Consider the following 13,374-nt stretch of genomic DNA (forward strand, 5'->3'; position numbering starts at 1 on the left):
CACAACCCCGCCGGTGGTGTGTGGGCAGTCGTTCCGCAGGGCGGAACGGGTGGGCACACACCACCCACCGGCCCGCAGCCGACGGAACCACCCCAGCCGAGGAGCACCGATGTCGCAGTCCCAGACTCTCACCAGAGTCCGCATGGCCTACGCCCGCATCGACGCCGTGGACCGCCCCGAGATCTGGATCGACCTACGCCCCCAGGCCGAGGTCGAGGCCGAGGCCCGCTCCATCGACGAACGGCTCACCGCAGGCGACCACCTCCCCCTGGCCGGCCGCCTCTTCGCCGCGAAGGGCAACATCGACGTCCACGGCCTCCCCACGACCGCAGGCTGCCCGGCCTACGCGTACACCCCCGAGGCCGACGCCCCGGTCGTCGCCCGCCTCCGCCGGGCCGGCGCCCTCGTCCTCGGCACCACCAACCTCGACCAGTTCGCCACCGGCCTCGTCGGCACCCGCTCCCCGCACGGCGCCGTACGCAACGCCCACGACCCGTCCCGCATCAGCGGCGGTTCCAGCTCCGGCTCGGCCGTGGCGGTGGCGCTCGGCATCGTCGACTTCGCCCTGGGCACCGACACGGCGGGCTCCGGCAGGGTCCCCGCCGCCTTCAACGGCATCGTCGGCCTGAAGCCCACCCGGGGCCTGGTCCCCACCACCGGCGTGGTCCCGGCCTGCGCCTCGATCGACTGCGTCACGGTGTTCGCCCGCACCCTCCCGGAGGCCGAACAGGCCCTCGCCCACATGGCCTCCCCGCCCGACCGAGCCCTCCCGTCGCTCCCCCGGCGCACTCCGGGCCCGTGGCGCATCGCGGTCCCCCCGCGCGAGCAGCTCGGCGAGCTGGACGAGGGCTGGGCTGAGGCGTACGAAGCGGCCGTGATCCGTCTCGCGGCCTCGGGCGCGGACGTACGCCCCCTCGACCTGACCCCCTTCACCGAGGCCGCGGCCATGCTCTACCAGGGTGCGTTCGTGGCCGAGCGCTACACCGCGGTCGGAAGCTTTGTCGACAAGGCGATCGCGGACGGCGTCGACTCCCTGGACCCCACGGTCGCCGGCATCATCAGCCGAGCCCGCGACATCCCGGCCCACCAGCTCTTCGCCGACCAGGACCGGCTGGCGGCGCTGCGCACCCGGGCCCTCACCGAACTGGCGGACGCGGACGCCCTGTTGCTGCCGACGGCACCGGGCCACCCCACGCTCGCCGACGTCGCCGCCGACCCGCTGGGCGAAAACGCCCGCCTCGGCCGTTTCACCAACTCCACGAACCTCTTCGACCTGGCGGCGGTCGCCGTCCCCGCGGGCGAGGTGAACGGCCTCCCCTTCGGCGTCATGCTGATCGGCCCGGCCTTCACCGACGACCGTCTGGCCCGCCTCGCCGCCCTCCTCCAGCCGGAGACCCTCCTGGCGGTGGTGGGCGCCCATCTCTCGGGCCAGCCGCTGAACCCCCAACTCCTGTCCCTGGGCGCCCGCCTGGAGCGAACCACCGGTACGGCCCCCGTCTATCGCCTCCACGCCCTCCGCACGACCCCGCCCAAGCCGGGCCTGGTCCACGTGGGCGAGGGCGGCGCATCCATCGAGACCGAGCTCTGGCGCCTCCCCGCAGAGGGCCTGGGCCGCCTCCTGACAGCCCTCCCCCGCCCCATGACCCTGGGCAGCATCGAACTGTCCGACGGCACCCGGGCCCCGGGGTTCCTCTGCGAGCCATCAGCCCTGGAAGCCGCCCCGGACATCACGGAGTACGGCGGCTGGCGAAGCTACCTGGCCCGCTGAACAGCGCCCGCGCTCCCCGTCCGGGGTGCCCGGGCCGACATCCGTCCGGGGCGCGGGGAACCGCGCGACCAGCCGCACCCCGCCCCCACACCGGGCCGAAAACCCGAAGACTCACCCCACCGAGGAGTAAGCCACAACCCCCCGCAACAGCCCGTCAACGGCCTTCCGCGCGCTCTTCCCCACGGTCGACCCGGGCGGCGCCGCCGCCGAGATCTGCCCCAGCACGTCGAGCACCTGCTTGCACCACCGCACGAAGTCACCCGCGGGCATCTCCGCCTCCCGCAGCACCTCGTCGAGCCCCGACCCCGAGGCCCACATGTACGCGGCCCAGGCGAAGCCGAGGTCGGGCTCCCGCTGCCCCACCCCTTCGCTCTGCGTGATCCGGAACTCCTCCTCCAGCGCGTCCAGCCGCCCCCAGATCCGCACCATCTCCCCGAGCGCGGCCTTGGCGTTCCCGGACGGCAGCTTCGGCGCCATCGCGTCGTCCGCGGCCCGGGCCTCGTACACCAGCGCGGAAACACAGGCCGCCAGCTCGGCGGGGCCGAGCCCTTCCCAGACACCCGACCGCAGACATTCGCTCGCCAGCAGATCCAGCTCGCCGTAGAGCCGCGCGAGCCGCTTGCCGTGCTCGGTGACCTCGTCACCCCGCAGGTAGTCCAACTCGGTCAGCAGGGCGACGATCCGGTCGAAGGTCCGGGCGATCGTGTTCGTCCGCCCCTCGATCCGCCGCTCCAACTGCGCGGTGTCCCGCTTGAGCCGGTAGTACCGCTCGGCCCACCGCGCATGGTCCTCACGGTCGCTGCACCCGTGGCAGGGATGCGCCCGCAGCTCGGCCCGCAGCCGGGCGATCTCACGGTCGTCCGCGGCGGCGGCCCTGCGCTTGCGGTGCCGGTCGGGCTCGATGTGCCCTGCCTTGGTGCGCAGCGCCGACGCCAGGTCCCGCCGCGACTGAGGCGAACGCGGGTTGAAGGACTTCGGGATCCGCATCCGCTCCAGCGCCTCCACCGGCACCGGGAAGTCCATGGACGCCAGCCGCTTGACCTGCCGCTCGGCGGTCAGCACCAGCGGACGCGGCCCGTCGTGGTGCTCGAACCCCCGGTGCCCGTTCGAGCGCCCGGCGGGCAGCCCCGGGTCCAACACCAGCGCCAGACCCGCGTACTTGCCGGTGGGGACATGGATGACGTCACCCGGCTTCAGCTTCTCCAGCGCGACGGCGGCCTCGGCGCGCCGCTGGGCGGCCCCCTGCTTGGCCAGTTCGGTCTCGCGGTCCTTCAACTCCCGCCGCAGACGCGCGTACTCCTCGAAGTCCCCGAGGTGGCAGGTCATGGACTCCTGGTAGCCCTCCAGCCCCTCCTCGTTGCGCTGCACCTGCCGGGAGATCCCGACGACCGACTTGTCGGCCTGGAACTGCGCGAACGAGGTCTCCAGCAGCTCGCGCGAGCGGTGCCGGCCGAACTGCTCGACCAGGTTGACCGCCATGTTGTACGACGGCTTGAAGCTGGAGCGCAGCGGATAGGTACGGGTGCCCGCGAGTCCGGCCAGGTGGTCGGGGTTCATACCGCGCTGCCAGAGCACGACGGCGTGGCCCTCGACGTCGATGCCGCGCCGGCCCGCACGCCCCGTCAGCTGGGTGTACTCCCCGGGGGTGATGTCGGCGTGCTGCTCGCCGTTCCACTTGACGAGCTTCTCCAACACCACCGAGCGGGCGGGCATGTTGATGCCGAGTGCGAGGGTCTCGGTGGCGAACACGGCCTTGACCAGGCCGCGTACGAAGAGTTCCTCGACGACCTCCTTGAACGTCGGCAGCATGCCCGCGTGGTGGGCCGCGATGCCGCGCTCCAGGCCTTCCAACCACTCGTAGTAGCCGAGGACATGGAGGTCCTCGTTCGGGATCGACGCCGTGCGCTCCTCGACCAGGGCGCGGACCCTGAGCCGGGCGTCGTCGTCGTTCAGCCGGAGCCCCGCGTACAGGCACTGCTGGACTGCGGCCTCGCAGGCGGCGCGGCTGAAGATGAAGGTGATGGCGGGCAACAGGCCTTCGGAGTCGAGCCGTTCGATGACTTCGGGCCGGCTCGGGATCCAGATCCGGGAGCGCTGTCTGCGCTCGCGCTCACGGTCGGCCTCACGCATGGCGCGGCCGCGTCGGCGGTCCTGGAAGGAGGGGCGGCTGGCCTCCATCCGCGCCATGCGCGTGAGGTCGGGGTTGACGGCCTTCTTGTTGCCCTCGCCCTCCTCGAAGAGGTCGTACATCCGCCGCCCGGCGAGCACGTGCTGGAACAGCGGCACGGGCCGGTGCTCGGAGACGATCACATCGGTGTCGCCGCGCACGGTGTCCAGCCAGTCGCCGAACTCCTCCGCGTTCGACACGGTGGCCGACAGGGAGACGAGGGTGACCGACTCGGGGAGGTGGATGATCACCTCTTCCCAGACGGCGCCGCGGAAGCGGTCGGAGAGGTAGTGCACCTCGTCCATGACCACGTACCCGAGGCCGAGGAGGGTCTGGGAGCCCGCGTACAGCATGTTCCGCAGGACCTCGGTGGTCATCACGACCACGGGGGCGTCGGAGTTGACGCTGTTGTCACCGGTGAGCAGGCCGACCCTGTCGGCGCCGTAGCGGCGGCACAGGTCGGCGTACTTCTGGTTCGACAGCGCCTTGATGGGTGTCGTGTAGAAGCACTTCTTGCCCTGTTGGAGGGCGAGGTGGACGGCGAACTCGCCGACGATCGTCTTGCCTGAGCCGGTGGGGGCGGCCACCAGGACGCCCTTGCCGGCCTCCAGCGCCTGGCAGGCCTCGATCTGGAACGGGTCGAGACCGAAGTCGTACATCTCGCGGAAGGAAGCGAGCGCGGTGGCCTGCTCGGCAGCGCGCCTACGTGCTGCCGCATACCGCTCGGCCGGTGAGAGGTCCTCTGTCATCGTGCTTTCGAGCGTACCGGGCCCTACTGACAACAGGACGATCATTATCCGGATCGTGCCACCGTCGAGATCCGGACCGCCGTCCGTCCGAAAAGGAATCCGAGAACGACGAGACGGCGAGAACGGCGGTGGGCCCCACCGAGAACCTTCGGTGGGGCCTACTGTCGTCGTCGCCGCACTCGGCGCGGTGGCCGGTGCTCAGGTGGCGTCGTCGTATCCGTTGATCCGTTCCCGCTCGGGCTCCGTCTGCGCGGGGAGCGCCTTGGCCGCCGAAACGGTCTCGATCTCACCGACGTCCTCGGGCGTGAGGTCCAGCTCGGAGGCCTCGTCGTCGGCGGGGCCCAGCGCGTCGCGCTGCCGCCTGCGCTTGTCGTTCAGCAGGGAGAACCCGGTGGCCACGAAGTAGAGCGCGATGATCGGCGCGGCGAGCGAGAGCATCGAGACCGGGTCGACGGTCGGGGTGGCGAACGCGGCGAACACGGTGACGCCCATGATCATGGCCCGCCACCAGCCCAGCATCCGGCGACCGGTGACCATGCCGGTCATGTTCAGCATGACCAGCACGAGCGGCAGCTCGAAGGAGAGCCCGAAGACGATCACCATGCGGGTCACGAGGTCCAGCAGCTCGTCCAGTGGCAGCAGGTTGACGGCGTTCTCAGGAGTGAAGTCGAGCAGGACCTCGGCAGCCGCGGGCAGCACGTGGTACGAGAAGTAGGCGCCCACCATGAAGAGGGGGAAGCCCGCCGCCACGAACGCCATCGAGTAGCGCTTCTCGTGCCGGTGCAGACCCGGCGCGATGAAGGCCCAGAGCTGATACAGCCAGACCGGGCTGGCGATGACCACACCGGCCGTCAGGGACACCTTGATCATCAACGTGAACGGGCCCATCAGACCCGACATCGTGATGTTGCCGCAGGCTCCCTTGCTCTCCTTGGCGAGCTCCGTGAAGTCGCGCGTGCAGCCGACGGCTTCCTGGACGGGCCGGGTGAGGAAGTTGATGATCTCCTGATAGAAGACCAGACCCACCACCGAGGCCAGCACGATGGCCAGGAGCGCTTTGCCGAGCCGGTTGCGGAGCTCGCGAAGGTGCTCCACGAGGGGCATCCGCCCCTCGGGATCCTTCTCCTTGTTGCGGGCAGACTTGAGCAACCCACGTCCTCATCTCGTGCGGCAGGCCGGAAGTCTTGTCCGGCCTTGCGTCAGCGCTTGGTCGTGTCCGTCGGCTCGGCGACCGGGCGGGAGCTGGTCACATCGCCGGGGGCGGCCTGGATGGTGCGCTGCGCGGGGGCCTCGCCGTTCGGGTGCGGAGGCGCGGCCGCCGCGGTGGTGTCGTCCTGGCCGTCGGACTTCATGGCCTTGGCCTCGCTCTTGAGGATGCGGGCGGACTTGCCCAGCGAACGCGCCATGTCCGGAAGCTTCTTCGCACCGAACAGCAGGATGATGACGACGAGGATCAGAATGATCTCGGTGGGGCCGAGCCTACCCATAGCTGTCTACCTTCTTCACCGAGGCGGCGGGTGGGTGCTGTCCGACCGGTCGGACAGGTGTCCGAACGATCGTACTGGCAGCGATCGTAACGCTCAGGGGTGAATGCTGGGCAATGCCTGTGCGTACTCCCGATTCGCGACCCGGGCCTCGTTCTCCGTGCCGCGACAGGCAGCGTACCTGCCGAAGGTGAGAAGGTGACAGGGCGAAGTGGCGCAAAACGCACCGGGCAGCCAACTCACAGGGGCCTCGGCCGCAACTCACAGAGTGTCCACGGAGCGGGCCGCGCTCGCCGTCGCCCGCTCCAGATCCTCCGCCGCCCGGTTGATCCTCCGCGCCGACTCCGTGACCTGCTCACCCAGCCGCTGAGCCTCCAGAAAGACCCGCACGGCCAGCACCCCCAGCACGACGAGCCCCACAAAACCCACAGCCACCGCGAACATCGCCCAGAACATGGCGCCGACCCTAGCCCGCCGAATGCAGCCGCAGGGTCCGCACCCCGCCCCCGGTCAGGAGCTCGACGATCCGCTCGCCGGCCGGCTTGCGGACGGCGGTGCCGCACTCGGGGCAGGTGAACGAGTAGAACGTGGTCTTGCTGGTGGCGCCGATGGCCAGGCGCAGCGCGCTCGCGCCCAGCTCGACGTTGGCCCGGCAGTCGGGGCAGCCGGCTCGGAACACCACGTCGACCGCCCTCTTCATGCCCGCGAAGGCGACCGCCGCGGTCATCTCCCGGATCTCCTGGATCTCCTGCACACCGGACTTCATGCCGGCCTTCACACCCGACACAACCGACCCGCCGCTCACAGCCCTAGCCTCTCCCTTTTCCGGTCGTACGCCGTCGTCACGCTCGCGTCGTCACGGTCTCGTCGTAGGCCGTCAGAGCCTCGCGGGCAGCCCGGCGGGCACTGTCGGCGAGATCCTGCGGGGAGACGATCCGGCCGTCGCGCCCGAGCCGCAGCGCGAGACGCCGCAGCGAGGCGGGATCAGGGGTACGCAGACTGATGCGCAGCCCGCCCTCCGGCAGCTCCTCGGCGCTGTCGTGCGGGTAGTACTCGGCGACCCAGCGCCCGCCGGGGCCGACCTCGACGACGACCTCGGGGTCCTCGGCGGCGGGCTGCACCAGCGCCTCCGACAGGTCCCGCAGCTCTATCTCGGGCGGCGCGGACGGCTCGTCGAGGATCTTGATCTCGGCGACCCGGTCCAGCCGGAACGTACGGCGGGCCTCGGAGCGGCGGCACCAGGCCTCGACATAGGTGTGGCCGACGCTGACCAGGCGGATCGGGTCGATCTCGCGCTCGGTGACCTCGTCCCGGGCGGGCGAGTAGTAGCGGATCCACAGGCGCCGACGCTCCGAGATGGCCCGGTCGACGTCGGCGAAGACCCCGCCCTCGGCCTCGAAGGTGACCGACAGCCGTGAGCTGGCGCCCGCCGCCTCCCCGGCCGCGGTCTCGACCTTGGCGGTGGCCCGCAGCAGGGCCTGCCGGTCGCTCTCGCGCAGCCCGGGCAGCGTCGCCACCGCACGGGCGGCCACCAGCAGCGCGGTGGCCTCGTCGGCGGCCAGCCGCAGCGGCTCGGCGGCCTCCGCGCCCAGGGCGGCCGGGTTGTGCCACCAGATCCGCTCGCCGTCGGTGTCGATGTCGAGCAGATCGCCGCCGCGGAAGCTGGTCCCGCACATGGGCAGCACATCGAGGTCCGAGACCAGCTCGTCCTCGGTGATCCCGAAGGCACGGGCGACGTCCTCGATCCGGGCGCCGGGCCGCTCCCGCAGATAGGTCACCAGGGAGAGCATCCGCCGCGTCTGGTCGAGGGCGTTCGCCGGCCGGGCCGGTTTTCCCACCACGTTCTTACGTCCCCCTCAACCCTTGGCCACGGCACGCAGCCGGTCGACCACGTCGGCCCGCAGCTCGGCAGGCTCCAGGACCACCACGTCGGGCCCGAACTCGACCAGCCAGGCGTCCAGACCGTGCCCGTACGGAATCTCCAACTCGTCCCAGCCGTCCCCGAGTTCCCGGACGGCGGAGGCCTTCGCCCGCAGCGGGTAACCGGCCCCGGAACGCAGCCGGATCAGCGCGGAGCGGTCGGCGGTCTCCCCCGCCCAGCTCGCGACCGTCTCCCGCACGGTGACCACGTCCGGCACCTCGGCGGTGAAGGCACTGCCCCGGCTGCGGACCTTGCCGGTGATCCGGGAGAGCCGGAAGACCCGCTCGGCACCCCGGTCGCGGTCGAAGCCGGCCAGGTACCAGTGACCGCGCCAGCACTCCAGCGCCCACGGCTCGACATGGCGGGGCTCGGGGCGGACGGCGGTGGCCTTGCGGTACTCGAACAGGACCGGGCGGCGGTCCCGGCAGGCCAGCATCAGCGGTTCGAAGGCGGCCTCGTGCACCGGGATGCGCGGCTCCAGCGCCCCATGGCTCTCGTACGGGTCGACGTCCTCGGGCAGCCCGGCCGCGCGCAGCTTCTGCAGGGCACCGCTCGCGGCTCCGGCGAAGCGGGCCTGCTGCCACACCTTCGCGGCGAGACCGAGGGCCGCGGCCTCCTCGGCGTCGAGGGTGATGGGCGGGAGGCTGTTGCTGTCACGACGGGCCAGATAGCCGATCTCGCCGTCGAGGTTCTCCACCGTCTCGATGACCAGACCGAGTTCGCGCAGATCGTCCTTGTCGCGCTCGAACATGCGGTTGAAGGAGTCGTCCGAACCAGCTTCCAGATACGCCTCGATGGACTCCCGCAACTCACGCTTGCTGAGCGGCCGGCGCGTCCCCAGCAGACACAGCGCCAGGTTCATCAACCGCTCGGCCTTGGCAATGGCCATCGACGCCCTTCCTCCGGGTGTTTCCGCGGCACGACCGTACCGCTACGAAGCGTCGCGGCAAAAGCCGAGGGTCCATGCCCGAACAGGCATGGACCCCAGACAGTCGAGACCGGTCACGGCACGATCGGCCCCGACACGGCATCCGACGGATCAGACCCCGAGCAGGTCCACCACGAAGATCAGCGTCTCACCGGGCTTGATCGCCGGGGTGGGGCTCTGGTTGCCGTAGGCGAGGTGGGCCGGGATGGTCAGCTGGCGACGGCCACCGACCTTCATGCCCTGCACGCCCTGGTCCCAGCCCTTGATGACACGACCGCCACCGAGCGGGAAACGGAACGGCGCGCCACGGTTCCAGCTGGCGTCGAACTCCTCACCGGTGGAGAAGGACACACCCACATAGTGCACGGTGACGGTCTGGCCCGCCTGGGCCACCTCGCCGTCGCCCTCCCAGATGTCCTTGATCTCCAGGTCCGCCGGCGGCTCGCCCTCGGGGAAGTCGATCTCGGGCTTCTCAATGCTCACGTCTTCATGCTCCTGCTTGTGTATGTACGGGGCAACGCCGGACAGTCTCGCATCCCGGGGTGCTACATCTTCGCGAGGATGTCCACGGTGAACACCATCACGGAGTCCTTCTTGATGTCGCTGCCGCTCGGCGGCGTGTCCCCGTAACCCAGCTTCGGCGGGATGACGATGAGGAGGCGACTGCCCACCTTCTTCCCGGTCATGCCCTGCGACCACCCCTTGACGACCTGCTTCAACCCGAACGAGCTCAGCGCCTCGCGGCTGTAGGAGGAGTCGAACTCCTTGCCGGTGTCCCAGAGCACGCCCTTGTACTGCACGAGGAGGCTGTCGTCGGCGCCGACCTCGGGGCCGTCACCCTCGATGATGTAGTTCGCGACCAGCTTGGTGGGCGGGTCGACCTTCGGGATCTCGACGGAGGGAGCCTTGCCGTCGGTGTTGGTGCCCACCTTCGGCAGATCCACGTTGTCCTGCGCGACCTTCGTGCCCTTGGCCGAGCTCTTGCCGTTGAAGGTGTTCTGGATGTCGACGACGAAGACCAGCGTGTCGGTGCCCTTGATCCCCGCCTGCGCGTTGCCGTCCGGGCCGTAGCCCCAGGTCGGCGGCACGGCCATCTCGACCCGGCTGCCGGCCTTCTTGCCGGTCAGCGCATACCGCCAGCCGTCGATGATGCCCTGCGGGCTGAGCTGGATGACCAACGGCGTCTTGCGGTCGTAGGAGTTGTCGAAGACCTTCGCCGAGGCCCAGATCTGCCCCAGGTAGTTCGCCTGGATGTAGTCGCCCTCGGCGACCGTCTGCCCGCTGCCCGCGATGACCGTCTTCACCGCCAGATCCTTCGACGGATCGCCACTGCCCTTCGCGACGGTCGGCTTCTCGTCGAACTTCACACCCTCCGTGATCGCCGGCAGCGGACCGTCCACGATCTTCGGCGGCTTCGCCCCACTCGCCGACGCGGACGGGCTGCTGCTGGCCTTGGCCGAGTCGGACTCACCGTCACCACAGGCGGCGAGCGTGACCAGTCCAGCGGGGACAGCGATGAGGAGGGAGCGTCGGCGCACGGTGAAGGCCTCGTATCGGTCGATCTTGTCGGATGGCGTGCGCGCAACTCTACGACGTGAGAAGGGCGCCGTACGGCAAACGTACGGCGCCCCGCGTTGCGTTCCGGAATGACCCCCGGAACATCGCTGCTCACATTCCCGCGATGAGCTTCTCCACCCGGTCGTCGACGGAACGGAACGGGTCCTTGCACAACACCGTGCGTTGCGCCTGGTCGTTGAGCTTGAGATGCACCCAGTCGACCGTGAAATCACGACGCTGTTCCTGCGCACGCCGGATGAAGTCACCGCGCAGCCGCGCCCGAGTGGTCTGCGGCGGAACCGACTTGCCCTCGAAGATCTTCAAGTCATTGCAGATACGGGTGGCTTGACCTTTCCTCTCCAGCAGGTAGTAAAGGCCACGACGGCGGTGGATGTCGTGATACGCGAGGTCTATCTGCGCGACCCGCGGATGCGACATGGTCATGTTGTGCTTGGCGCGGTACCGCTCGATGAGCTTGTACTTCATCACCCAGTCGATTTCGGTACCGATCCGGTCGAGGTCCTCGGCCTCGATCGCGTCCAGCGTGCGGCCCCACAGCTCCAGGACCTGCTCGACGGTGCCCGTACGGATGCCGCGGCGCTCCACGAAGTCCACGGCCTTCTCGTAGTACTCGCGCTGCACCTCCAGCGCGGAGGCCTCACGGCCGCTGGCCAGCCGCACCTTGCGACGGCCGGTCAGGTCGTGGCTGACCTCGCGGATCGCCCGGATCGGGTTCTCCAGAGTGAGGTCACGCATGACCGTGCCCGCCTCGATCATGCGCAGCACCAGGTCGGTGGCACCGACCTTCAGCAGCATGGTCGTCTCGGACATGTTCGAGTCGCCCACGATGACGTGGAGACGGCGGTACCGCTCGGCGTCCGCGTGCGGCTCGTCGCGGGTGTTGATGATCGGCCGGGAGCGGGTGGTCGCCGAGCTGACGCCCTCCCAGATGTGCTCGGCACGCTGGCTCACGCAGTACACCGCACCACGCGGGGTCTGCAGCACCTTGCCCGCGCCACACAGCAGCTGCCGCGTGACGAGGAACGGAATCAGGATGTCGGCGAGCCGGGAGAACTCCCCGTGCCTTGCCACCAGATAGTTCTCATGGCAACCGTATGAGTTGCCCGCCGAGTCCGTGTTGTTCTTGAAGAGGTAGACGTCGCCCGCGATTCCCTCCTCGTGCAGGCGGCGTTCGGCGTCGACCAGCAGTCCTTCGAGAATGCGCTCGCCGGCCTTGTCGTGAGTGACCAGTTCGGTCACGTTGTCACATTCGGGTGTCGCGTATTCCGGATGTGAGCCCACGTCGAGATAGAGGCGGGCCCCGTTCCGCAGAAACACATTGCTGCTGCGGCCCCATGACACGACACGGCGGAAGAGGTACCGCGCCACCTCGTCAGGAGACAGACGGCGCTGTCCCCTGAACGTGCACGTGACGCCGTACTCGTTCTCCAGCCCGAAAATGCGGCGGTCCATGACTGAACATTACGCCCGATCCACCGAGCTGAAACGGGGTTCGGCAGCACGGTTTGGATCATTTTCCGATGAGACCGCAACGACCGCCCCCTCGGAGGGAACAGCGAGAACCCTCCCGGTCGCCAGCAGAACCAGCAACGACACGGCCCCCGCGGCACCCGGCACCACGAACCCCCACAGCGTCCCGCCCCACTCGACGACCGGACCCGCGACGGCCGTTCCGGCCGACTGGCCCACAGTGAACGTCGTCACGATCCACGAGAACGCCTCGGTCACCGTGCCCCGCGGCGCGTGCCTGTCGACGAGGACGAACACACAGGCGATGGCCGGCGCCAGGAACACACCCGCGAGCGCCGTCAGCCCCGTCATGCCCACCGGACCCGGCATCAGGGTCAGCGGCACGTAACAGACCGCCAGAAGCGCCACCAGCACCTGCAGACGCCGCTCCGGAGCCCCACTCCACCGCCGCGCGCCGTACACCGTGCCACCCACCAGCGCGCCCAGCCCGACGCCCGCCATCAGCCAGCCGTAGACGGCGTCCCCGCCATGGCCGTCCGCGTACGAGACGGCGGCCACGGTGATCGAACCGAGCGCGATACCGACGAAGAGGAACGCGCCGAGCAGCGCCAGCAACCCCGGCGAGCGCAGCGCGCCCAGCCAGTGCGCCTCACGCGGAGCGGAACGCCACGCCCGCGAGGGCGGTGAGACGACCACCCACAGGGCGCCGAGCACCCCGATGACACTGAGCACGACGAGCGCGGCCGACGCCGACCACAGCGCCACGCACAGGGTCACCAGCAGCGGCCCGACCGTGAACATGACCTCCTGGGCCACCGCGTCCATCGCGTACGCCGTGTGCACCTGCTCCTCCTTGCGCAGGACGCAGGACCACAGGGCCCGCAGCCCGCCCTCCAGAGGAGGCGTGAACAGCCCCGCGACGGCCATGGCGAGATACGCCACCGGCAGCGGATCCAGCCCCGACAGAGCGAATCCGGTCATGGCGAGGGCGGAGACGACAGCCGCCGGCAGCTGGACGCGCGGCTGTCCGTACAGGTCCACCAGCCGCCCCAGCAGCGGCTGCCCCACCGCGTTGGCGACGCCGTACACGGCCGCCAGCGCGCCCGCGAGACTGTAGGTGCCGCCCTCCGCGCGGACGAAGAGCACGATCGCGATCGCGGCGGTGGCGTTCGGCAACCGGCCCACCAGCGTTCCGGCGAGCAGCCGCGCGGCGTGCCGCGTCCTGAGGATCTCGAGGTATCCGGCGGCCATGTCCTGCCTCTCGATGGGCTCTCGGCGAATGAAGTGTTACGTATAACGTCGGTCGGTC

12 protein-coding genes are annotated in these 13,374 nt (G+C 69.9%); 1 reads left to right on the plus strand and 11 read right to left on the minus strand.

Annotated elements, in window-relative coordinates; all coding sequences use genetic code 11:
• Positions 1–109 precede the first annotated feature (109 nt).
• Positions 110–1,768: an allophanate hydrolase gene (gene atzF, locus OG202_RS10575; RefSeq protein ID WP_327730496.1), complete on the plus strand. Its 1,659-nt coding sequence runs from the start codon at positions 110–112 to the stop codon at positions 1,766–1,768.
• Between the two features lie 111 nt (positions 1,769–1,879).
• Here the strand turns inward: atzF and OG202_RS10580 are convergent, their stop codons facing one another.
• The 11 genes from OG202_RS10580 to OG202_RS10630 form a co-directional block, all read right to left on the minus strand.
• Entirely contained in the window at positions 1,880–4,729 is a 2,850-nt protein-coding gene (locus OG202_RS10580; RefSeq protein WP_327730495.1) for a DEAD/DEAH box helicase, read from the minus strand.
• A gap of 153 nt (positions 4,730–4,882) precedes the next feature.
• Positions 4,883–5,833 (minus strand): twin-arginine translocase subunit TatC, encoded by a 951-nt coding sequence (gene tatC, locus OG202_RS10585; RefSeq protein ID WP_328222631.1) that lies wholly within the window; start codon positions 5,831–5,833, stop codon positions 4,883–4,885.
• 50 nt (positions 5,834–5,883) lie between these two features.
• Positions 5,884–6,171 (minus strand): Sec-independent protein translocase subunit TatA, encoded by a 288-nt coding sequence (tatA, locus tag OG202_RS10590; protein WP_327730493.1) that lies wholly within the window; start codon positions 6,169–6,171, stop codon positions 5,884–5,886.
• Positions 6,172–6,429: 258 nt separating this feature from the next.
• Positions 6,430–6,624 (minus strand): hypothetical protein, encoded by a 195-nt coding sequence (locus tag OG202_RS10595; protein ID WP_327730492.1) that lies wholly within the window; start codon positions 6,622–6,624, stop codon positions 6,430–6,432.
• Between the two features lie 10 nt (positions 6,625–6,634).
• The gene (locus OG202_RS10600; RefSeq protein WP_326583972.1) at positions 6,635–6,934 is read right to left on the minus strand and encodes a hypothetical protein; all 300 of its coding nucleotides are present in this window, start codon (positions 6,932–6,934) and stop codon (positions 6,635–6,637) included.
• A 76-nt stretch (positions 6,935–7,010) separates the two neighbouring features.
• Positions 7,011–8,009, minus strand: coding sequence for a helix-turn-helix transcriptional regulator (locus OG202_RS10605; RefSeq protein WP_326583971.1), 999 nt, complete (start codon positions 8,007–8,009; stop codon positions 7,011–7,013).
• 15 nt (positions 8,010–8,024) lie between these two features.
• Positions 8,025–8,978: a helix-turn-helix transcriptional regulator gene (locus tag OG202_RS10610; protein ID WP_327730491.1), complete on the minus strand. Its 954-nt coding sequence runs from the start codon at positions 8,976–8,978 to the stop codon at positions 8,025–8,027.
• Between the two features lie 150 nt (positions 8,979–9,128).
• Positions 9,129–9,500 (minus strand): FKBP-type peptidyl-prolyl cis-trans isomerase, encoded by a 372-nt coding sequence (locus OG202_RS10615; RefSeq protein WP_319067263.1) that lies wholly within the window; start codon positions 9,498–9,500, stop codon positions 9,129–9,131.
• A gap of 62 nt (positions 9,501–9,562) precedes the next feature.
• Positions 9,563–10,555, minus strand: coding sequence for an FKBP-type peptidyl-prolyl cis-trans isomerase (locus OG202_RS10620; protein WP_326583969.1), 993 nt, complete (start codon positions 10,553–10,555; stop codon positions 9,563–9,565).
• A 130-nt stretch (positions 10,556–10,685) separates the two neighbouring features.
• A complete protein-coding gene (gene pafA / locus OG202_RS10625) occupies positions 10,686–12,047 on the minus strand; it encodes a Pup--protein ligase (protein ID WP_037701799.1) in 1,362 nt (453 codons plus the stop codon).
• A 9-nt stretch (positions 12,048–12,056) separates the two neighbouring features.
• Positions 12,057–13,316, minus strand: a complete 1,260-nt coding sequence (locus OG202_RS10630; protein WP_326583968.1) for an MFS transporter — start codon at positions 13,314–13,316, stop codon at positions 12,057–12,059.
• Positions 13,317–13,374: the final 58 nt, after the last annotated feature.

This window comes from Streptomyces sp. NBC_00310 (assembly GCF_036208085.1).
In the GTDB taxonomy this organism is placed as follows: domain Bacteria; phylum Actinomycetota; class Actinomycetes; order Streptomycetales; family Streptomycetaceae; genus Streptomyces.

Coding starts and splice junctions, on each gene's coding strand:
- OG202_RS10580 (WP_327730495.1), bottom strand. CDS start 4,729: ATGATCGTCCTGTTGTCAGTAGGGCCCGGTACGCTCGAAAGCACGATG.
- OG202_RS10595 (WP_327730492.1), bottom strand. CDS start 6,624: ATGTTCTGGGCGATGTTCGCGGTGGCTGTGGGTTTTGTGGGGCTCGTC.
- OG202_RS10610 (WP_327730491.1), bottom strand. CDS start 8,978: ATGGCCATTGCCAAGGCCGAGCGGTTGATGAACCTGGCGCTGTGTCTG.
- tatA (WP_327730493.1), bottom strand. CDS start 6,171: ATGGGTAGGCTCGGCCCCACCGAGATCATTCTGATCCTCGTCGTCATC.
- atzF (WP_327730496.1), top strand. CDS start 110: ATGTCGCAGTCCCAGACTCTCACCAGAGTCCGCATGGCCTACGCCCGC.
- pafA (WP_037701799.1), bottom strand. CDS start 12,047: ATGGACCGCCGCATTTTCGGGCTGGAGAACGAGTACGGCGTCACGTGC.
- OG202_RS10600 (WP_326583972.1), bottom strand. CDS start 6,934: ATGAAGTCCGGTGTGCAGGAGATCCAGGAGATCCGGGAGATGACCGCG.
- OG202_RS10630 (WP_326583968.1), bottom strand. CDS start 13,316: ATGGCCGCCGGATACCTCGAGATCCTCAGGACGCGGCACGCCGCGCGG.